Genomic DNA, 20,577 nt, shown 5'->3' with positions numbered 1-20,577 from the left:
ACGGCGCGTCGAGGGCCGCGAGGGCGACTCACTGGGGCTTGGGCACGTCGCGCTGGATCACCACCGGCGGCCCGCCCGGGCCGCCCGGGAAGTCGCCCTGCGGCCCGTCGCCGGTGGGCAGCGGGCGGGTGAGATCTGCGAGCGCGACCTCGTCCCCCGCCGCCACTCCGTCGGTGATCTCCACCTCGGTGCGCCCCACGATGCCCGTCGTGACCGGCGTCCGGGTGGCGGCGCCGTCGTCCAGCAGCGTGACGGTGCCGTCGGAGACTGCCGAGACCGGCACGGTGACGACGTCGGTGGCCGTGCCGGTCACCACGGCGACCGTGGCGGTGAGCCCGGTCGGGAGGTCGAGGTGCTTGCGGTCGAGCGTGATCGTCACCGGGTAGCTCCCCTCGTCGTCCGGGATCGAGCTGACCTGCGTCACCTCTCCCGTGAGCGGCTCGTCGGCGCCCGCCGGCGTGGCGGTCGCGCCCTGGCCGGGCTCGAGCTCCCCGACCTCGGTGCTGCTCGCCGCGACCTGGACGGTCGTCGTGCCCTGCGAGACCAGCACGAAGACGTCGGTGCCGGCGGCCACCGAGTCGCCCACCTCGGCGTCGACCGCGACCACCCGGCCGGCGAACGGCGCCGTCACCGTCGCCATCGCGAGCTCCTGCTCGGCGGCGACGAGGTCGGCCTCGGCCTGGTCGATCGATGCCTGGTCCCGGGCCAGGGTCGCCGCCGTGACCGTCGGGCCCACCTCCGCGACCAGGACGATCGCGGACCCCGACGCCGGTGTGCTGGCGGACGCCGGGTCGGCCGAGGCGTCGCCCAGCGCGGCCGCCAGGGTGGCGCCGAGCGCCTCGAGCGCCGTCTGCAGGGCCTGCTGATCGGTCGAGACCTGCTGCTGCGCGGCCTGCACCGCGACCAGGGCGTCCGCGCACGCCTGGCTGCTGACGTCGACGCACGCGGCCTGCTGGGCCGCGAGCGCGGTGGCGGCCACGGCGAGCGACGCGGACACCGCCGACTGCGCCGTGAGCACGGCCTGCTGCTGCGCGGCCAGCTCGGCGAGCTGCTCGGGGTCGACCGGGTCCTCGGACGGCTGCTCCGACGGCTGCTGGGACGGCTGCTCCGAGGGCGGCTGCGTCGGCTGCTGGGACGGCGGCTGGGACGGCTGGTCCGACGGCCCCGCTGGCGCTTGCGGGGCCGTCGGCGCCTGGGGGGACGAGCCGCCGTCCGTCGGGTCCGTGACCGCGCTGGTCTGGGCGTCGATGTCGGCCTCGAGCTGGGCCCGGGCGGCCGCCACCGCGGCGCGCGCGTGCTGGACCTCCTTGCGCAGGGTGTCCGACCCGAGCGTGCCGAGGACCGCCCCGGCCCTGACCTTCTGGCCCGCCCGCACGGCGAGCCGCGCGACCGTCCCGGACGTCGCGAAGGCCAGGTCGGCCCGGCCCGCGGGCTCGACCGTCCCGGCGAGCGCGACCGTCTCCTCGACGTCGCCGATGCTCGCCACGGCGGTGCGGTAGGACGGGTCGTCCGCGGCCGCGGCGTACCCCGCCCAGCAGGCGCCGGCGACGGCGAGCGTGACCACCGCGGCCGTGGCCCGGCGCGGGATCCTCACGCCGCACCGCCGTCCGGACGCGTCACGGTCAGGAGGCCGCCCAGGCACTCGCCGTCGACCGGGTCCGAGACGCTGATCGACGTGGCGGTGACCGCTCCCGTGTCGTCGGTGCCGCCCTGGGCCACGACGCACCGGCCGACCTCGACGGCGGAGGCCTTCGCGGCCGCCGTCGTGGTGACGGTGGTGTCGTCGTCGGCGGTGACGGTCACCTCGACCGGGTCCTCCTCGTCGGGGCGCTGCGAGGTGACGCTGAAGCCGTCGGCGGCGACGGCGCTCACCGTGCCGGCGGTGCCGAAACCGCGCCGTACGCCGTCGGGCGCGCCGCTCGGCAGGTCGCTGGGCGTCCCCTCGGGCTGGAAGGACGGGGCGCCGTCCGGCCCGCCGGCCGCGAACCCGCAGCCACCGTCGTCGGCCGGCTCCTCGACCCGCACGCTCGCAGCCGTGACCTCGGTGGCCTCGGGGTCGGTGTCCTCGTCGGCGCCGGTGACCATCACGCACGAGCCCACGGTGACGTCCGCGAGCGTGGCCTCGACCTCCTCGGTGAACGTGGTCCCGCCGGTCCAGGTGACGGCGACCTGGCCGTTCGGGCCCTGCACCTGCGCGGTCCTGCCGGTGACGTCGGCGACCTCACCGGACGCACCGGGCGGGGTGCCGCCCGGGCCGCCGCCCCGGATGTCCGGGGCCGAGCCCTGCGGGCCGGCGTCGGTGGCCTCCGGGTCGCCGCCACCCCCGCAGGCGGCGAGCGTCGCGATCAGCAGCACCGCACTGGCGGTGGCGAGGGTGTGGCGGGTGACGGACATGGTGGACCTTTCGTCGAGGCGCAGCATCACTCGCTGCGCAGGGCGTCGATGGGCGTGAGGCGGGCCGCCCGGCCGGCGGGGTAGACCCCGAAGCCGATGCCGAGCGCCAGCGAGGTGAGCAGCGCCGCGGCGGTCGCGAGCAGCGAGATCGTCACGGGCTGGTCGATGAGCGTCGGCAGCACCAGCGCCCCGACCACGCCGAGCAGGATCCCGATGACGCCGCCGGCCAGCCCGAGGAGCGCCGCCTCGACCAGGAACTGCCGTCCGATGACCGTCGGTGTCGCGCCGAGCGCCTTGCGCAGCCCGATCTCGCGGATCCGCTCGGTGACGGAGACCAGCATGATGTTCATGACCCCGACGCCGCCGACGAGCAGCGAGATCGCGGCGATGCCGGTGAGCAGCACCGTGAGCGTCTTGTTGGTGGAGTTCGCGGTCTCGACCAGCGACTCCTGCGAGGCGATGCTGAAGTCCGCGTCGTCCGTGGTGACACCGTGGCGAGTCGCCAGCAGCCCCTCGATCTCCTGGTACGCCGCGCTGAGCACCTCCGTCGACGCCGCCTCGACGTAGATCGTCGACACCGAGCCGGTGGTCCCGCCGCTGAGCGACTTGCCGGTGCTGATCGGCACCAGCGCCTGGTCGTCCTCGGAGCCGCCGTCGTCGGAGGCGCCGCTGGAGCCGAGGACCCCGATCACGGTCAGCTGCTGGCCCGAGACCGTGACGGTCTGGCCCACGGGGCTGCCGAAGGAGAAGAGCTCGCCCGCCGTGTCCGGGCCGAGCACGACGACGTCCGCGCCGGACGCGACCTCGTCCGCGGTGAAGAACCGGCCGGCGGCCAGCTCCCGCGCCCGCACGTCGAGCCACGCCGGCGTGGTGCCGACGACCTGCGTCGTCCAGTTCGTCTCCCCTACCGTCAGCGACGCCGAGGAGCTGCTGGTCGGCGCAACCCGGCGTACGTCGGGCACGGCGGCGTCGTCCGCGATCGCGGCGGCGTCCTCGAGCGTGAGGGTGGTCGCCGAGCCGAAGCCGCCGCGGAAGCCGCCGTCGTCGGTGCTGCTGCCCGGCGAGACGATCAGCAGGTTGCTGCCGAGGGCGTCGATCTCGTCCTTCACCTTGTTCTGCGCGCCCTGGCCGAAGCCGACAGTGAGGATGACCGAGGCGATGCCGATGACGATGCCCAGCATCGTGAGCAGGGAGCGCATCCGGTGCGCGCGGATCGCCTCGGTGCCGGAGCGGAAGGTCTCCATCCAGTTCATCGGGCGGCCACCGCCCGCGCGCTGCTCGTGTCGGACACGATCTGGCCGTCCCTGAAGACCAGGTTGCGGCCGGCGCGCGCGGCGACGTCGGGCTCGTGGGTGATCACGACGATCGTGCGGCCGGTGCCGTGCAGCTCGTCGAGGAGGTCGAGGACGTCGGCCGTGGAGCGCGAGTCCAGGTTGCCGGTCGGCTCGTCGGCGAGGATCAGCGCCGGCTCGGTGACCAGCGCCCGCGCGACCGCGACCCGCTGCTGCTGGCCGCCGGAGAGCTCACCGGGACGGTGCTCGGTGCGGTCGCCGAGGCCGACCCGCTCGAGGGCCCCGATGGCCCGCTCGCGGCGCTCGTGGCGCGGCAGGCCGGCGTACACGAGCGGCAGCTCGACGTTGCGCCAGGCGCAGAGGCTGGGCAGCAGGTTGAACTGCTGGAAGACGAAGCCGATGCGGCGGTTGCGGACCTCGGCGAGCTGCGCCTCCGACATCGTCGACACGTCCTCGCCGGCGAGCTCGTAGGTGCCCTCGGTGGGGTTGTCGAGGCAGCCGACGATGTTCATCAGCGTGGACTTGCCGGAGCCGGACGGCCCGACGACCGCGACGTACTCGTGCTCGTCGATCGACGCGTCGATCCCGCACAGAGCCTCGAACTCGAGGCTCCCGGTCCGGTAGGTCTTGCGGATCCCGTCGAGGGTGATGATCGGCGTGCTCACGGCTTCTCCACGACCGTCGGGCCGCCGGGGCCGCCGCCGTTGGTGCCGAACTGCGGCATGTCGCCGCCCGGGAAGGTGAGCTCGCCGTCCTGCGGTCCATCGCCGCCGTCGGTCAGCCGCAGCGTCGGCAGCAGCACGGTGTCGCCCTCCTCGAGGCCGGCGAGCACCTCGGTGTCCATGCCGTAGGCCTCGCCGATCTCGACCTCGACCTTCGTCTCCTCGTCACCGTCGACGACGGTGGCGTACGTCGTGCCGTCCTCCGTCGTCAGCGCGCCGCTGGGCACGGTCAGCACGCCGTCGCGCTGCTTCACCACGATGGTGGCGGTGGCCGAGACGCCGGCGAACAGGTCCTTGCGCCTGCCGGTGACCTCGATGGTGACCGGGAAGACCGCCGCACCGCTGTCGTTGGCCTGGGCGACCAGGCCGACCTCGGAGACGGTCCCGTAGACGGTCTCGGTGACGCCGGTGACGGCGATCTCGACCTGGAGGCCCTTCTTCAGCCGGTCGACGTCGTCGGCGGCGACGGTCGCGACGACGTCGTACCGGCCGGTCGCGAGGATCGAGATCGTCGCGGTGGTGGCGGCGTCGTCGCCGGTCGCGTCGGGCGAGGCCGTGGAGCCGACGGTGTCGCCCCTCTCGATGCCGACGGACGTGACGGTGCCTGCGATGGAGGCGCGCAGCGTGGCGTCCTCGACCGCCTGCCGGGCGTCGTCGTAGGTCGCCTGGGCGGAGACGACCGCTGTCTTGTCGGCGGCGACCTGCACGTCGCTGGCGCCGTTGTCCTGGTCCTCGTCGAGCTGGCTCTCGGCGGCGTCGAGCGACGACTTCGCGGCGGTGCGCTGGGCGACCAGGCCCTCGTCGTCGACGGCCGCGAGCACGTCGCCCTTGGCCACCTTGTCGCCCTCGACGACGGCCACCCGGGTGACGGTGCCGGAGACGGCGAACGCCTCGTCGCTGGTGGTGCGCGCAGCGAGGGCGCCGTCCGCGGTCACGGTCTCGCGGACGGTCTGGGTGGTCACGGTCGCGGTGCTCCTGTCGGCGGCCTCGGAGCTGTCGCGGACGAGCAGCCAGGTACCGGTGCTCGCGACCGCGACCAGCACCACCAGCGCGCCGGCCAGCAGGACCCGCGATCGGCGACGGGCAGGGAGTCGCACGGTGGTCCCTCTCGACGGTTGTCGGTGCGGGACCGGTCGGACCCGCGAGAGGGACCCTGGCGGGCCGGTCTGTGGGCCTGCTCGGGCCCACCTGTGCACGACCTGTGACCTCCCCCGACGGGGGGGCGCGAGGGTGGCCTCAGAGCCCGGGTGCGCCCCAGAGCGCCATCCAGCGACCGAGGTCGCCCTCCATCGGGAGCTCGCCCTTCAGGACGTCGCGGAGCTGGATCTCGAGCAGGTTGTCGCGCTTCCGCTCGCCGCCGGCCACCGGGGCGAAGGGGTAGAACGTGCCCTGCTTGTAGAGGTAGACCAGCCCGACCCGGCGCCCCTGTGCGTCCGCGAAGGGGATCAGGGAGCAGAGCAGACCCTCGCTGAAGCCGTGCTCCTCGAGCGAGGTGTTGACCGCGTGCAGGTCGGCCACCGGCCCGGCGGGGTCACCGGGGTCGCGGTGGACGACCAGCCAGGTGAAGCCGAACTCGTCCTGCGTGGTCTCGACGTCGGGGGCGTCCGGGTCCGCGTTGAGCAGCTCGACGACCTCGCGCTGCACCTCCGCGAACGCGTGGCCGCTCGCCGCGCGGTAGCAGACCGAGCCAGTGCCGGTCGGGCGCAGGCCGACGGTGGTCTCGAACGTGATCGCCGCGGACGGCACCAGGAACAGGTTGTCCAGCTGCGGCCGCTTGGGCCGGGACCGACCGGTGAGCGCCGTCCAGAGGCCGCCCATCAGGAGGCTCGGTCGAGCTCGGCGCGGATCTTCGCGAGCTGCTCCAGCCGCTGCTCGAGGGTCGGGTGGGTCGAGGTCAAGGTGCGCAGCGAGACGCCCTTGACGGCCGGGGCGATGAAGAAGGCGTTCATCGCCTGCGACGCGCGCAGATCCTTGTCGGGGATCGTGTTGATCTCGCCGGTGATCTTCTGCAGCGCCGAGGCGAGCGCCTCGGGCTTCATCGTGAGGTAGGCGCCCGCGCGGTCCGCGGACAGCTCGCGGTAGCGCGAGAGCAGCTTGAGGAGGAAGAAGCTCACGGCGTACGTGATCAGGCTGACCAGCAGCACCACCAGCCACACGGGCACTCCGTTGTTGTCGCGGCGGCCGCCCCCGAAGATCGCGCCGTACTGCGCACCGCGGGTCAGCATGCTGGCGACGATGCCGGCGGAGGAGGCGACCGTCATCACCAGCACGTCGCGGTGCGCGACGTGGGACAGCTCGTGGGCGAGCACGCCCTCGAGCTCCTCGGCGGTCAGGCGCTTGAGGATGCCGGTGGTGACCACGACCGCCGAGTGGCTCGGCGAGCGACCGGTCGCGAACGCGTTGGGCAGCTCGGTGTCCGCGATTCCCACGCGGGGCTTCGGCATGTCGGCCAGAACGCAGAGCCGGTCGATCATCGCGTGCAGCTCCGGTGCCTGCTCCGGGCTGACCTCGCGGGCCCGCATCGCCTTCATCGCGACCGAGTCGGAGTTGTACCACTGGAACCACACGACGCCGAGGCCGATCAGCGCGATGAAGAAGGCGTACTGCGGCAGGATCGCGATCAGCACCGCGATGACGCCGACGAAGATCGCACCGAGCAGGAAGATCACGGTGGTCATCCGGGCCGTCAGCCCGGCGTCGCCGACGAATCGCGTGCGTGCCATGTCTTCATTGTCCGGGGTCGGGCAAGGGCCCCGGAAGGGGGATCAGGCGGTGTCGCCCTCGGCGCTCCGCTCGGGCTCGCCGGTCTCGATCGCCTGGGGGGTGCTGCCGGCCTTGAGCGCGGCGAGCTCGGCCTCGACGTCGGCCTTCGAGCTGAGTGCGTCGAGCTCCCGAGCGATGTCGTCACCGCGGCCGACGGTGCTGACGTCGTCGAGCGCGCCGGAGGCGATCAGCTCGTCGATGGCACCGGCGCGGGCCTGCATCTGCGCGGTCTTGTCCTCGGCCCGCTGGATCGCGGCACCGACGTCGCCGAGCTCGCCGCCGAGGCCGGTCATCGCCTCGTTGATCTTGGTCTGCGCCTCGGCGGCCGTGTAGGTGGCCTTGATGGTCTCCTTGCGGGTGCGGAACTCCTCGACCTTCGCCTGCAGGCGCTGCTGGGCGAGCGTGAGCTTCTCCTCCTCGCCCTGGAGCTGCGCGAGCTGCACCTTGAGGTCGTTGATCTGGGTCGTCAGCCCGGACTTGCGGGTGAGCGCCTCGCGGGCGAGGTCCTCCCGGTCGGCCGCGATCGCCTTCTCCGCCTGGCCCTGCAGCTTGGTCGACTGCTGCTCGAGCTGGCCGATCTGGAGCTCGACCCGCTTGCGGCTGGTCGCGACGTCGACGACGCCGCGGCGCACCTTGCCGAGGAGCTCGACCTGGCGCTGGTAGCTGTAGTCCAGCGTCTCGCGCGGGTCCTCGGCGCGGTCGAGGACCTTGTTGGCCTTCGTCTTGAAGATCAGGGTGAAGCGCTGCCACATGCCCATCAGGGGTTGTCCCTCTCCAGAACTGACTGCTGAGGCCTCAACCCTAGGCGCAAAATCAAGTCACGGGTACGACGCCGGTACCCTGACGGCAACGTTTCGTCCCGTCAGTGAAGGTCTCCGCGTTGTTCCGTCGCAGCAAGTCCGAGTCCGCCCCCGAGCCCACCACCGTGAAGGAGGGCGGCAAGGGGCGTCCCACGCCGACCCGCAAGGAGGCCGAGGCGGCCGCCAGGGCCCGGGCCAAGACGCCGCGGACCCGCAAGGAGATGGCCGCCGCGCAGCGCGCGTCGCGCTCGGAGTCGAGCAAGTCGGTCCGGCAGGCGATGCGGGACGGCGACGAGCGCTACTTCCCCGCCCGCGACAAGGGCCCGGTCCGACGATTCGTGCGGGACTTCGTCGACGCCCGGTTCTCCCTCATCGAGCTCGTGATCCCGCTGCTGCTGGTCACGATGATCCTGGGCTACTCCGGCAACCGGCAGCTCGCTCAGTGGGGCAACACGCTGCTCCTCTGCATCATCGTCTTCGTCCTCATCGACATGGTCGTGCTCCGCTTCCGGCTGCGCCGCGAGCTCACCCGGCGCTTCCCGGACCAGCCCCACAAGGGTCTGACCTACTACGCGGTCACCCGGGCGCTGCAGATGAAGTTCATGCGGCTCCCGAAGCCGCGGGTGAAGATCGGGCAGACGCTCCCCGAGGACTACGACCGCTGACCCACCCGCGGACCCGCCCGCGGGGTCAGGAGAAGTCGCTCCGGCGGGGCTGCTGGGTCTTGCCGGGGTCGCGCTCGACGACCGGCTCCACGATCTCGTCGATCGCCTTGAGGGTCGCCGCGTCGAGAGTCACCCCGGACGCCTTCGCGTTGTCGGTGACCTGCTCGGGACGGCTGGCACCGACGATCGCGGCGGAGACGTTGGGGTTCTGCAGCACCCAGGCGACGGCGAGCTGGGCCATGGTCAGTCCCACCTCGTCGGCGATGGGCTTGAGCTGCTGGACCCGCTCCAGCACGTCGTCGCGCATCCAGCGGCTGATCATGTCGGCGCCGCCCTTGTCGTCGGTCGCGCGGCTGCCCTCGGGCGCCGCCTGACCCGGGACGTACTTGCCGGTGAGCACGCCCTGCGCGATCGGCGAGAACACGACCTGACCGATCCCCAGCTCCTCGCTGGTCGGCACGATCTCCTCCTCGATGACCCGCCAGAGCATGGAGTACTGCGGCTGGTTGGACACCAGCGGGATGTGGAGCTCGCGGGCCAGCGCGTGCGCCTCGCGGATCTGCTCGGCGCGCCACTCGCTGACGCCGATGTAGAGCGCCTTGCCCTGACGCACGACGTCCGCGAACGCCTCCATCGTCTCCTCGAGCGGGGTGTCGAAGTCGTAGCGGTGCGCCTGGTAGAGGTCGACGTAGTCGGTCTGCAGGCGCTTCAGGCTGCCGTTGATCGACTCCATGATGTGCTTGCGCGACAGGCCGTGGTCGTTGTGCCCGCCAGGGCCGGTCGGCCAGTAGACCTTCGTGAAGATCTCCAGTCCCTCACGCCGCTCCCCCTTCAGCGCCTCGCCCAGCACGGTCTCGGCCTTGGTGTTCGCGTAGACGTCGGCGGTGTCGAAGGTCGTGATCCCGACCTCCAGCGCCTGCCGGACGCACGCGTTCGCCGCGTCCGCCTCCACCTGCGATCCGTGGGTGAGCCAGTTGCCGTAGGCGATCTCCGAGATCTTCAGACCACTGCCGCCGAGGTTGCGAGTCTTCATGCTTCGACCCTAGTGCGGGCGTGGGAGCCGGTGTCGACGCGCGTCCGCCGACTAGGACTTGGCGAGCTCGATGGTCTCGTCCTCGTGGGTGAGGGTCAGGGTGTCGCCGTCCAGCTCGACGTCGACGCCGGTCTTGAGCAGGTCGGTGAGCCATGCGTCCTGGGCGGTCAGCTCGTCCGAGCAGGCCATCATCGTTGCGGCCACCTCGCCGTCCCAGCTCATCAGGTCGTCCTCGATGACGTAGGGCGCGCTCATCGTGTTGCAGCCCGCCTCAGCGCTGAGCTTGTCGTCGTCGAAGGTGAGCGTGATCTTGCTGCCCTCGACCAGGTCGTGCCCATCGACCTCGGTGGAGGTGAACGTCGACCCGTTGAGGTCGGCGGCCGTGGTCTCGTTGTCGCTGTCACCGCCGCAGCCGGTCAACAGGACGCCGGCCAGGCCAACGGCGACGGCGAAGCAATGGATTCTGGTGATCATCAGAAGTCGACCTCCTCCCGGATTATCGGGCAGGTCATGCAGTGCCCGCCACCCCGACCGCGGCCGAGCTCGGCGCCCACGATCGTGATCACCTCGACGCCGGCCTTGCGGAGAAGGGTGTTGGTGAGGGTGTTGCGGTCGTAGGTGAACACGACGCCAGGCTCCAGCGCGACGGCGTTGTTGCCGCTGTCCCACTGCTGCCGCTCGGACTGGTAGACGTCGCCGCCGGTGTCGATGACCTGGATGGACGGGAGGCCGAGCTCTCGGGCCACCACCTCGACGAACGGGGTGGTGCCCTCGTCGCGGACCTCGACGCCCGGCGCCCGATCGGAGGGCATCAGCGTGAAGGTGTGCACCGCGTCCATGATCGTCGGGTAGAGCGTGACGATGTCACGGTCGACGAACGTGAACACCGTGTCGAGGTGCATCGCCGCGCGCAGCTTCGGCATGCCCGCGACGACCACCCGCGTCGCCGCACCCTGGTCGAAGAGCGCCTTCGCCACCTGGGTGATCGCCTGGCGCGAGGTGCGCTCGCTCATCCCGACCAGCACGACGCCGTTGCCGACCGGCATCACGTCGCCGCCCTCGAACGACGCCTGGCCCCAGTCCTGCTCGGGGTCGCCCCACCACACCGTGGAGCCGACGAAGTCGGGGTGGTGCTGGTAGATCGCCTTGTAGAGGAGCGTCTCCTCCTTGCGAGCCGCCCAGTAGAGCGGGTTCATCGTGAGGCCGCCGTAGAGCCAGCACGTGGTGTCGCGCGTGTAGAGGGTGTTGGGGAGCGGCGGCATGAGGTACTCCCGCGCGCCGGTCGACTCACGCGCCAGGTTGACGTAGTCGGACCGGAAGTCGTCGGGCAGGTCGTTGGTCGCGAGGCCGCCGATCAGGAACTCCGAGAGCTGCCGGTCCGGCAACCCCTCGAGATAGCTGCGGGTGTCGTCGACGAGCCCGAGGCCCACCTGGTTGGGCACGATCTTGCGGTCCAGGATCCAGTCCTTCGCCCCCGGCACGGCGAGCGTCTGCGCGAGCAGGTCGTGCAGCTCGACGACCTCGACCCCACGGGTGGTCAGCTTGTTGACGAAGTCCGCGTGGTCGCGCTGGGCGTTCTCGACCCACATCACGTCGTCGAACAGCAGCTCGTCGTTGTTGCTCGGCGTGAGTCGGCGGTGGGCGAGACCCGGGGCGCACACCAGCACCTTGCGGAGACGGCCGACCTCGGAGTGCACGCCGTACGTCGAGGAGACGCTCATCTGTTGGTTCCTTCCAATCTCACAGGCTGATCCTTCCGGTCCAGAGTCCGACGGCGCCGATCACGCCGCCGGCCACGATGAGGGCGAAGAGGCCGATCTCGGCCGGGGTGAAGATCCGTCGTGCGTGCTCGCTGCGCGCCTTCACGTAGAGCAGCGACGCGGGCGCCAGCAGCACGGTCATGAGCAGCACGAACTTCATGCCGGCCGCGTCGAAGAGGAAGATCGTGTACGCCGTGGCGACACCGGCCACGATGGTCTCCTTGCGGCGCACCCCCGCTGAGACGCCCTCGTAGGACTCCCCCGTCAGCCCGAGCTTCAGCGCGTACGCCGCGGCAAGGAGGTAGGGCAGCAGCGCCAGGCTGGTCGAGAGGTCGAGCATGAAGTTGAGCGCGTCGGTGACGAACAGCGTGAGCGCGAGCAGGCCCTGCACCGCCAGTGACGTGACGACCAGGGCGGTGATGGGGGTGCCGGCCTCGTTCTCCCGGCCGAGGAACTCCGGGAAGTCGTCCTGGCGGGCGGGGATGAACATGACCTCGGCGGCCATCAGCGTCCACGCCAGGTAGGCGCCGAGCACGGACACGACCACGGCCACGCTCATGAAGACCTCGCCCCAGTCGCCCACCTGGGACTCGAAGACGCCGACCATCGACGGCTGCCGGGTCGCCGCCAGCTCCGGCTGCGGCACGGCCGCATAGCTGGACAGGGTGACGAGCGAGAAGATCGACAGCACCGACAAGAAGCCCATCACCGTGGCCCTGCCGACGTCCTCGCGCCTCTTGGCGTAGCGCGAGTAGACGCTGGCGCCCTCGATCCCGATGAAGACGAACGTGGTGATCAGCATCGTGTTGCGGATCTGCTCGTTGAGCGACCCGAGGTCGCCGTACCCGTACGCCGTCCAGTTGTCGGCGAAGACGCCGGCGTCGAAGTAGAAGAACATCACGACGATGAAGACCAGGATCGGGATGATCTTGAAGATCGTGACGATGCGGTTGATGATCGCGGCGTCCCGGACCCCACGCGCGATCAGGTAGTGGAAGGTCCAGACGCCGACCGTGGCCAGCGCGACCGCGAGCACGGTGTCGCCGTCGCCGAAGCTGTCGAAGAAGGCCCCGAGCGTCGCCCCGATGAACACCCAGTAGAAGGTGTTGCCGGCGATCGAGCTCGCCCAGAAGCCGATCGCGGAGTTGAAGCCCGCGTAGTCGCCGAAGCCCGCCTTGGCGTAGATGAAGACTCCGGAGTCGAGCTCGGGCTTGCGGATCGCGAGGTTCTGGAAGACGAACGCCAGCATCAGCATGCCGGCGCCGGCGATCGCCCAGGCGATCAGCGAGCCGAGGATGCCGGTCGCGACGCCGAAGCGGGCCGGCAGCGAGAAGACCCCCGCACCGACCATGCCGCCGACCACCATCGCGGTCAGCGTCGGGACGCTCATCTTCGCGACGGTGCCTCCGGCGGCCGTCTCGACGTCGGTGCTCATGCGGGCTCCTCCAAGGGGGTCGGCTCGGCCTTCTCGATCTTGAAGCCGGTGAAGCCGTACAGCACGCTCAGCGCAGGACTTGCGTAGCAGAAGATGGCGTACGGCAGGTAGAGCAAGGTCGCGACGCCGAGCGTCGCGCCCATGAACGCGCCGCACGAGTTCCACGGCACCAGGGGCGAGGTCACGGTGCCGCTGTCGGCGGCCAGTCGGGAGAGGTTGGTCGGCGCCAGGCCGCGCCTCGCGAACTCGGCCCGGAAGATCTTCGTCGGCAGCACGAGCGCGATGTACTGGTCGCCGGCGACGACGTTGAGGCCGAAGGCGCAGGCGAAGACGGTCAGGAAGAGCCGGCCGGTCGAGGTCGCCGCGGCGATCATCGGGTCGACGAGGCGGCCGATCAGGCCGAACTCCTCGAGCATCGCCCCGAAGGTCACCGCCCCGAGGATCAGCCAGATCGTCAGCAGCATGCTGTCCATGCCACCGCGCGACAGCAGCCGGTCGACGTCCGGGATGCCGGAGTCGATGGTGAACCCGTTCGCCATCGCCGACCAGATCGCCTTGATCGACTCGATGACGACGTTGCCGGCGCCCGGCACGAAGTCGGCGTAGACGTCGGGCTGCAGGAACGCACCCAGGACGCCCGCGAAGAGCGTGGCGGCCAGCAGCGCCAGCGACGCGGGCACCTTGCGGATCGAGAGGTAGCCCAGGAGCACCAACGGCAGCAGGGCGAGGGGGGTGATCCAGAAGATCTCGTTCAGCTCGTCCAGGTCCGAGGTGGTCTCGGCGGCGGACACCGTGTCCGGCCCGGTCAGGCCGAGCACGAAGAAGACGACGACCGCGATCGCGAAGGCCGGCACCGACGTCCAGACCTGGCGCTTGATGTGCTCGTAGGTGTCGACACCCACGAGCTGCGCGGTGAGCACGGTCGTCTCCGACAGCGGCGAGGTCTTGTCGCCCAGGTAGGCCCCCGAGATCACGGCACCCGCGGTGATCTCGGGCGAGACCCCGATCAGCCCGGCGATGCCGACCAGCCCGACGCCGATGGTCGCCGCCGTCGTCCACGAGCTGCCGATGCTCAGAGCCACGATGCCGCAGATGATCGCCGCGGCCGCGTAGTACCAGCCGGGTGAGAGCACCTGGATGCCGTAGTAGACGAGCGTCGGGATCGTGCCGCTGAGGTTCCACACGCCGATCAGGGCGCCGACGGCGAAGAGGATGAAGATCGCGCTGGTCACCGACGCCACGGCACCCCGGCTCGCCTCCTGGACAGCCGAGAACGGGTGGCCGTTCTTCATCGCGACCAGCGCCGCGACGCCGCAGCACACGAGGAGCGCGACCTGGATCGGGCCGTCGAGCGCGTCGAGGCCGAAGAGCGCGAGCGCGCCGGCGATGAGGGTGGCGAGCGCGACCAGCGGGATCAGGGCGTCCGCGAGCGACGGCTGCCGGACCTGCCGCTCCGTCTCAGACACGTGTGCCTCCCGTCCCGAGCCCTCCCGATGCTGCCGCGAGACCCGGCTGGACCGCCTCACCCGCTACGGGCGAGGCGCGTTTCAGAGGCCGTTCAGCTCGTCGACGAGCGCGAGCGCGTCCCCGAGGTCGTAGTAGTCCACCGCGACGTAGTTCGGCAGCATCCGGCGCTCGGCGGCGCACTCGGCGAGCCGCGGCCCGAGCACGTCGCGCGCGTTGACCGCCGCGGCGTACTCCGCGATCCGGGTCTTGCTCTTGATCCAGTGGTTGACCAGGAAGATCGACGCATCCGGCTCTCCGCGGTTCGGCTCGCAGGAGAACTCGGCCGGGTCGGTGAAGAGGTACGGCGTGTCCTGGACCCAGTCGAAGCCCTGGAGCAGCCACGGGTACGCCGCACCCCCGCCGTGGTTCTCCATCAGCACCACCAGCCGCTGTCCGGAGTCGACCATCTCGCCGAGCGTCGGCCAGCCGTCCTCGGGAGGATCCGTGACGTAGGGCAGCAGCCCGGCGTCCTCGACGACGGCGGCGGTGTCCTCGGGGGTGACCTCGTCCTGCACGAACATCGTCACGACCTCGCGGGGGTGGGCGTCCAGCCACGCCTTCAGGTCGCGCAGGCTGCGCTCCCACACGGTCGAGCCGAGCTCGCACATCGCGTGGCAGAGGTAGGGCCGCACCGGGCCGCGCGGCGCGAGGCCGGTGGCGCCTTGCGCCCGCAGCGCGGCGCGGACCGCGACCTCGCCCCACTGCCCGCGCGCCTCGCGGACGGCCTCGGCGCGCGACTGCCCCGCCGTCGCGACGACGCCGGGGCGGTCGGTGCTCTGGCCGTACCAGCTGTCGACGAGCAGCACCCGCACGCCGTGGTCGAGCTGCTCGATGATCCCGTCCGGCTGCTCGGCGAAGAACCAGCCGGGCTCCGCAGCGGCCGCCATCGAGTTGTGCGTGGCGAGCTGGGCGACGGCGTCGTACGCGCGGTCGCAGAGCTCGACGTGGCCGTTGCAGGCCCCCTCCGGCGTGGTGGGCGCGGTGGACGTGGTGGGCGAGGGGGACGCGGGCGGTGCCGAGGAGGCTGGTCCCGACTGGTCGTCCCACGTCAGCCAGACCGCGCCCACCAACAGCAGGCCGACCGCGAGCACGGTGCCGGCCGCGACCAGCACCACGCCCAGGACCCGCCCCACTGCGCCCACGGTCGTGCTCAGGCCCGCGGGACGTTCGCCTCGATCTCGGCGAGCCACGCCGCCGGGCTGGCGTCGGAGGGCATCCGCCAGTCCCCGCGCGGGGACATGGTGCCCCCGTGGCTCACCTTCGGACCGTTGGGGAGCGCCGAGCGCTTGAACTGGCTGGCGAAGAACCGTCGGGCGAACACCTCCAGCCAGCGCCTGACCTCGGCCAGGTCGTAGGACACCCGCCGCTCGTGGGGGAAGTTCGGCGGCCACTCCCCCGCGTCGGCGTCGCGCCAGGCGTGCCAGGCCAGGAACGCGATCCGGCTCGGCCGGAACCCGCGGCGCAGGACGTGGAAGAGCGTGAAGTCCTGGAGGGAGTAGGGACCGACGGACGCCTCCGTCGACTGCGGCAGCTGGTCCTCGCGGGTCGGGATCAGCTCCGGGGTGATCTCCTGCTCCACGATCTCGAGCAGCAGGTCGGCCGACTCGTCGTCGACCTGGCCGCTGGCCGCGACCCAGCGGATCAGGTGCTGGATCAGCGTCTTCGGGACGCCGGCGTTGACGTTGTAGTGCGACATCTGGTCGCCGACGCCGTAGGTGCACCACCCCAGGGCGAGCTCGGAGAGGTCACCGGTGCCCAGCACGATGCCGCCGCGGTGGTTGGCGAGCCGGAAGAGGTAGTCGGTGCGCAACCCGGCCTGGACGTTCTCGAAGGTGATGTCGTAGACCTCGCGACCCTCGGCGTACGGGTGGTCGAGGTCCGCCAGCAGCTGGTTGGCCGCCGCGGTGATGTCGATCTCCTCGAAGTGCACCCCGAGCGACTTGGCCAGCCGCGTGGCATAGCCCTTGGTGGTCTCGCCGGTCGCGAAGCCCGGCAGCGTGAACGCGTGGATGTCCTCGCGCGGCCGGCCGAGGCGGTCCATCGCCTTCGCGGCCACGAGCAGCGCGTGCGTGGAGTCGAGGCCACCGCTGACGCCGATCACGACCTTCGGCTGGAAGTCCTCCCCGCCGATGGCGTGCAGCCGCTGCTCGAGCCCGGAGACCTGGATGTTGTAGGCCTCGTAGCAGTCCAGCGCGAGCCGCTCGGCCTCGTCGGGCACGAACGGGAAGCGGTCGACCTTGCGGCGCAGCCCGATGTCGCCAGCCGGCGGGCGCAGCTCGAAGCGGATCGTGCGGAACTCCCCGATCCGGCCGTCGAGCGTGCGCCGGTTGTCGTCGAAGGTGCCCTGCCGCAGCCGGTCCTGCCGAATGCGGTCGAGGTCGACGTCGACGACCGCCCGGCGCGGCCCGTCGGGGAACCGCTCGGTCTCCCCCAGCAGCTCACCGCACTCGTAGACCATCGTCTGGCCGTCCCAGGACAGGTCGGTGGTCGACTCACCCTGGCCCGCGGCCGCGAACACGTACGCCGCGACGCAGCGCGCGCTCGCGCTGCGCACCAGCAGCCGCCGGTCCTCGGCGCGCGCGACGGTGATCGGGCTGCCCGACAGGTTCGCGAGCACCGTCGCCCCGGCCAGCGCGGCCTCGGCGCTCGGCGGGACCGGCACCCACATGTCCTCGCAGACCTCGGCGTGCACCCGCAGCCCGCGGACGTCGCTGGCCTCGAAGACCAGGTCGGGCCCGAAGGGCACGTCGGAGCCGAGCAGCCGGATCGTGCCGCCACGACGGTCGTCACCCGGCGCGAACCAGCGCCGCTCGTAGAACTCGCGGTAGGTCGGCAGGTAGGACTTCGGCGCCACCCCGAGGATCCGGCCGCCCTGGACGGCGACGGCGCAGTTGACCACCCGGGTGCCGTGCACGAGCGGCGCGCCCACGAGCAGCAGCGGCCGCAGGTCCGTCGTACCGGCCGCGAGGTCGGCGAGGGCTGTCTCGACGGCCTCCAGCAGCCGGTCCTGGAGGAAGAGGTCGTCGATGGAGTAGCCGGTCAGGGTCAGCTCGGGAAAGACCGCGACCGCGACCCCGTCTTCGTGGCAGGCCCGCGCCTGCTCGAGGATGCGCTGGGCGTTGGCCGCCGGGTCCGCGATCGCGACCGGCAGGGTGCACGCGGCGACCCGCGCGAACCCGTGGGCGTAGGCGGAGTAGAAGTCCACGCGCCCAGTCTTCCACGCTGGGTCCTCCGCGCCGGGCTACGCCGAGTCGCGCCAGGCGGCGTCGTCGGTGAGCCTGACGCCGAGCCAGTCCTCGAGCGCCGCAGCGCCGTCGGCCGTGACGTCGAGGCCGCGCGAGCCGGGGCGCCGGACCACCCAGGCCCGGTCGACGAACGTCGAGGCCACGGCGGCGCCGAGTCCGCCCGACACGTGGGGGCGGCGCTCGGTCCAGTCGGTGCACGCGCGGACGACCGGCCGCGAGCCGCTCAGCAGCGGGGTCAGCGACACCCCGATCTCCGCCAGCGCCGGCGCGGCGCCGTCCGCGATCGCCAGCGACCCGTCCGCCAGCACCTCGCGCGCGACCAGACCGTCGGTCACGGCGATGCCCAGCACGCCGGCCAGGTGGTCGTAGCACATCCGGGCACGCCGCAACCGGCGCCGGGAGCTCGCGCCCCGCAGCGACGTCACGGGCGCCGCCGGAGCGACCAGCTGCATCGCCTCGAGCATCTCGGCGACCTCGACCGACGCGATCCGGTAGAGCCGCTGCCGTCCCGACGTCGCCACCTCGACCAGGCCGCCGTCCAGCAGCTTCCTCAGGTGGGCGCTGGTCAGGGATGCCGATGCGCCGGCGGCAGCGGCGAGCTCGGACGCGCTGGTCGCCCCGCCGGACAGCAGGCTCAACAGGATCGCCGCGCGGACCCGGTCGCCGACGAGGCGGCCGACGGCGGCGAGGTCGGTGTCGCCGGTCATGGGGCGACCGTACTGCGCGAACCCTTCAACGCACGTTGAAGCGTCCCGCGTCTACCGTGGCCGGGTGACCCTCCGACCCTGGCACCGCGTCGCCCTGGCCATGTTCGCCGTCGGGTGGGGCGCCAACCAGTTCTCGCCGATGCTGCTCGCCTACCGCGCCGAGCTCGGGATGTCGACGCAGGCGCGCGCCCTGCTGTTCGCGGTGTACGCCGTCGGCCTGATCCCGGCGCTGCTGGTCGGCGGAGCGGCGTCCGATCGCTGGGGTCGGCGTGCGGTCGTGGTCCCGTTCGTCGCGCTCTCGCCGGTCGCGACCGCGCTCCTGGTCGTCTCGAGCCACTGGGTGCCGGGGATCGCGATCTCGCGGCTGCTGGCCGGCGTCAGCTCCGGCGTCGTGTTCGGCGCGGCGAGCGCCTGGGTCGCGGACCTCTCCGAGGGTGACCCTCCGGGCGCCGGCGCGCGGCGCGCCGCGCTCTCGCTGTCGGCGGGCTTCGGGCTGGGGCCACTCGTCGCCGGCGTGGTGGCGGAGGTCTCCGCGCACCCGCTGGTGGTCCCCTACCTGCCCCACCTCGTGCTGGGTGTCGCGGCCCTCGTGCTGCTGCTCCCTGCCCCGGGTCCCCGGCCCCAGCGCCCGACGGTCCGGCCGCTGCTGACCCTGCCTCCGGTGACCTACGGCCGCCGCTTCCTCCTCGCCGTCGCACCGGCGGCGCCCTGGGTGTTCGGCTGTGCGTCGATCTCGTTCGCCTACCTGCCGAGCGTGGTCGACGGGCCGAGCGCCGGCGCGGTGGCGTTTGCGGGGCTGCTGACCGGCGTCACGCTCGGCACCGGCGTCCTCGTGCAGCCGATCGCCCGCCGGCTGGACGACCGCGCGCCGCTGCTCGCGGGCCGGGTCGGCCTGGCGTGCGCGACGGTCGCGCTGCTGGTCGGCCTGGCCGCACTGGCCACCGACAGCCGGTGGTGGGTGCTGGCGGCGGCGCCGCTCTTCGGCGCGGCGTACGGCTGCGGCCTGGTCTCGGGGCTGCGCGAGGTCGAACGCCTGGCCCCGCCCGACGAGCGGGGTGCGGTCGTCGCCGTCTTCTACGGCCTCACCTACCTGGGCTTCTTCGCGCCGTACCTGCTCGGCATCGTGGCGGGTCTCGGCGTCGGTGCCGAGGGCGCACTGCTCGTCGCCGTCGGTGCGGCGCTCGCCTGCCTCGCCGTCGTCACCGTCGGCGGACGGGCACCGGGTCGGCACGACGTCACAGCCTCCGGGGTGACGAGGCACACAGGTCCACCAGCGGCCCCACGGGGCTAGCCTGACGAGTGGTCCGTGGACTCCATCAGGGAGCCGCGAGATGACACCTCAGGAGCTGGCATGAGCGAGGAGACGGCGCCGTACGGCACCGGTCCGGCCACGCAGGACGGAGCGGCCGCGATCAAGCGGATCCGCACCCACCACCTGCGCGAGATGAAGCAGCGCGGCGAGAAGTTCGCGATGCTCACCGCCTACGAGCAGTACGCGGCGCAGACCTTCGACGAGGCCGGCATCGAGGTCCTCCTCGTCGGCGACAGCGCCTCCAACAACGTGTTCGGCAACGAGACCTCGCTGCCCGTGACCGTCGACGAGCTGATCCCCCTGGCCCGCGCCGTCTCCCGCTCGGTGCGCCGCGCGCTCGTGGTCGCCGACCTGCCGTTCGGCTCCTACCAGGCCTCCCCCGAGCAGGCCTACCTGACCGCGGTTCGCTTCATGAAGGAGGCCAACGCGCACGCCGTGAAGCTCGAGGGCGGCGTCGAGATGGCCCCGCAGGTCCGCAAGCTCACCGAGGGCGGCATCCCCGTGATGGCGCACATCGGCTTCACGCCCCAGTCCGAGCACAACCTGGGCGGCTACCGCGTGCAGGGCCGCGGCGACGCCGCGAAGAAGGTGGTCGAGGAGGCGCAGGCGATGGAGGACGCGGGCGCGTTCGCGGTCGTCATGGAGATGGTCCCGGGTGACGTCGCCGCCGACGTGACCGCCACGGTCGGCATCCCCACCATCGGCATCGGCGCCGGCAGCCAGTGCGACGGCCAGGTCCTCGTCTGGCAGGACGCCTTCGGCCTGCGCACCGGCCGGATGCCCCGCTTCGTCCGCCAGTACGCCGACCTCCACGGCGTACTCCTCAAGGCGGCGCAGGACTACGCCGCCGACGTCAAGGCCGGGACGTTCCCCGCGGAGGAGCACACGTTCTGACCATGACACCTGTCATGGGGCAGTCGTGACGGGCGTGTGAGGGTCCGGC

The 20,577-nt window shown here is 72.0% G+C and carries 19 protein-coding genes; 3 read left to right on the top strand and 16 right to left on the bottom strand.

Annotation, left to right across the window (positions count from 1 at the left end; genetic code table 11):
- Nucleotides 1–28: 28 nt before the first annotated feature.
- The 8 genes from HZF07_RS00790 to HZF07_RS00755 all read right to left on the bottom strand — a co-directional run bounded on the left by HZF07_RS00790 (nucleotide 29) and on the right by HZF07_RS00755 (nucleotide 7,929).
- Entirely contained in the window at nucleotides 29–1,594 is a 1,566-nt protein-coding gene (locus HZF07_RS00790) for an efflux RND transporter periplasmic adaptor subunit (protein ID WP_157346260.1), read from the bottom strand.
- Nucleotides 1,591–2,394 carry a hypothetical protein gene (locus HZF07_RS00785; RefSeq protein WP_157346259.1) on the bottom strand — a complete coding sequence of 268 codons (804 nt, stop codon included), beginning with the start codon at nucleotides 2,392–2,394 and terminating at the stop codon, nucleotides 1,591–1,593. The genes HZF07_RS00790 and HZF07_RS00785 overlap by 4 nt, the downstream gene beginning before the upstream one ends.
- A gap of 26 nt (nucleotides 2,395–2,420) precedes the next feature.
- Entirely contained in the window at nucleotides 2,421–3,647 is a 1,227-nt protein-coding gene (locus tag HZF07_RS00780) for an ABC transporter permease (RefSeq protein ID WP_157346257.1), read from the bottom strand.
- A complete protein-coding gene (locus HZF07_RS00775; RefSeq protein WP_309504172.1) occupies nucleotides 3,644–4,351 on the bottom strand; it encodes an ABC transporter ATP-binding protein in 708 nt (235 codons plus the stop codon). The genes HZF07_RS00780 and HZF07_RS00775 overlap by 4 nt, the downstream gene beginning before the upstream one ends.
- The gene (locus HZF07_RS00770; protein ID WP_157346255.1) at nucleotides 4,348–5,505 is read right to left on the bottom strand and encodes an efflux RND transporter periplasmic adaptor subunit; all 1,158 of its coding nucleotides are present in this window, start codon (nucleotides 5,503–5,505) and stop codon (nucleotides 4,348–4,350) included. The genes HZF07_RS00775 and HZF07_RS00770 overlap by 4 nt, the downstream gene beginning before the upstream one ends.
- Before the next feature lie 139 nt (nucleotides 5,506–5,644).
- Nucleotides 5,645–6,226 carry a PspA-associated protein PspAB gene (gene pspAB / locus HZF07_RS00765; RefSeq protein ID WP_157346253.1) on the bottom strand — a complete coding sequence of 194 codons (582 nt, stop codon included), beginning with the start codon at nucleotides 6,224–6,226 and terminating at the stop codon, nucleotides 5,645–5,647.
- Complete coding sequence (gene htpX, locus HZF07_RS00760; protein WP_157346251.1) at nucleotides 6,226–7,131, bottom strand: zinc metalloprotease HtpX; 906 nt, start codon at nucleotides 7,129–7,131, stop codon at nucleotides 6,226–6,228. Before htpX ends, pspAB begins: the two co-directional genes overlap by 1 nt.
- Nucleotides 7,132–7,173: 42 nt before the next feature.
- The gene (locus tag HZF07_RS00755; protein WP_157346249.1) at nucleotides 7,174–7,929 is read right to left on the bottom strand and encodes a PspA/IM30 family protein; all 756 of its coding nucleotides are present in this window, start codon (nucleotides 7,927–7,929) and stop codon (nucleotides 7,174–7,176) included.
- A 122-nt stretch (nucleotides 7,930–8,051) separates the two neighbouring features.
- On the opposite strand from HZF07_RS00755, the gene HZF07_RS00750 reads away from it, so the two are divergent.
- Nucleotides 8,052–8,636, top strand: coding sequence for a DUF3043 domain-containing protein (locus HZF07_RS00750; protein ID WP_157346247.1), 585 nt, complete (start codon nucleotides 8,052–8,054; stop codon nucleotides 8,634–8,636).
- A 25-nt stretch (nucleotides 8,637–8,661) separates the two neighbouring features.
- On the opposite strand, the gene HZF07_RS00745 is transcribed toward HZF07_RS00750, so the two are convergent.
- The 8 genes from HZF07_RS00745 to HZF07_RS00710 form a co-directional block, all read right to left on the bottom strand.
- Nucleotides 8,662–9,669: an aldo/keto reductase family protein gene (locus HZF07_RS00745; protein ID WP_157346245.1), complete on the bottom strand. Its 1,008-nt coding sequence runs from the start codon at nucleotides 9,667–9,669 to the stop codon at nucleotides 8,662–8,664.
- Nucleotides 9,670–9,720: 51 nt separating this feature from the next.
- On the bottom strand, nucleotides 9,721–10,143 hold the full coding sequence (locus tag HZF07_RS00740) for an META domain-containing protein (RefSeq protein ID WP_157346243.1): 423 nt from the start codon (nucleotides 10,141–10,143) through the stop codon (nucleotides 9,721–9,723).
- Nucleotides 10,143–11,390 (bottom strand): arginine deiminase, encoded by a 1,248-nt coding sequence (locus HZF07_RS00735; protein WP_157346241.1) that lies wholly within the window; start codon nucleotides 11,388–11,390, stop codon nucleotides 10,143–10,145. The genes HZF07_RS00740 and HZF07_RS00735 overlap by 1 nt, the downstream gene beginning before the upstream one ends.
- A gap of 19 nt (nucleotides 11,391–11,409) precedes the next feature.
- Entirely contained in the window at nucleotides 11,410–12,864 is a 1,455-nt protein-coding gene (locus tag HZF07_RS00730) for a basic amino acid/polyamine antiporter (protein ID WP_232523702.1), read from the bottom strand.
- A complete protein-coding gene (gene nhaC / locus HZF07_RS00725; RefSeq protein ID WP_181644592.1) occupies nucleotides 12,861–14,330 on the bottom strand; it encodes a Na+/H+ antiporter NhaC in 1,470 nt (489 codons plus the stop codon). The genes HZF07_RS00730 and nhaC overlap by 4 nt, the downstream gene beginning before the upstream one ends.
- Before the next feature lie 81 nt (nucleotides 14,331–14,411).
- The gene (locus HZF07_RS00720; protein ID WP_157346239.1) at nucleotides 14,412–15,503 is read right to left on the bottom strand and encodes a PI-PLC domain-containing protein; all 1,092 of its coding nucleotides are present in this window, start codon (nucleotides 15,501–15,503) and stop codon (nucleotides 14,412–14,414) included.
- 17 nt (nucleotides 15,504–15,520) lie between these two features.
- Nucleotides 15,521–17,575: an NAD(+) synthase gene (locus tag HZF07_RS00715; protein ID WP_181644591.1), complete on the bottom strand. Its 2,055-nt coding sequence runs from the start codon at nucleotides 17,573–17,575 to the stop codon at nucleotides 15,521–15,523.
- A gap of 36 nt (nucleotides 17,576–17,611) precedes the next feature.
- Nucleotides 17,612–18,322, bottom strand: coding sequence for an ArsR/SmtB family transcription factor (locus tag HZF07_RS00710; protein ID WP_157346237.1), 711 nt, complete (start codon nucleotides 18,320–18,322; stop codon nucleotides 17,612–17,614).
- A 64-nt stretch (nucleotides 18,323–18,386) separates the two neighbouring features.
- On the opposite strand from HZF07_RS00710, the gene HZF07_RS00705 reads away from it, so the two are divergent.
- Both HZF07_RS00705 and panB read left to right on the top strand, forming a co-directional pair.
- Nucleotides 18,387–19,613 carry an MFS transporter gene (locus tag HZF07_RS00705; RefSeq protein ID WP_157346235.1) on the top strand — a complete coding sequence of 409 codons (1,227 nt, stop codon included), beginning with the start codon at nucleotides 18,387–18,389 and terminating at the stop codon, nucleotides 19,611–19,613.
- Between the two features lie 60 nt (nucleotides 19,614–19,673).
- On the top strand, nucleotides 19,674–20,528 hold the full coding sequence (panB, locus tag HZF07_RS00700) for a 3-methyl-2-oxobutanoate hydroxymethyltransferase (RefSeq protein WP_157346233.1): 855 nt from the start codon (nucleotides 19,674–19,676) through the stop codon (nucleotides 20,526–20,528).
- Nucleotides 20,529–20,577 lie beyond the last annotated feature (49 nt).

It is taken from the genome of Nocardioides agri (assembly GCF_013778305.1).
Taxonomy (GTDB): domain Bacteria; phylum Actinomycetota; class Actinomycetes; order Propionibacteriales; family Nocardioidaceae; genus Nocardioides; species Nocardioides agri.
The sequence above is the reverse complement of the archived record's forward strand: the minus strand, read 5'-3'. Positions and strand labels throughout refer to the sequence as shown.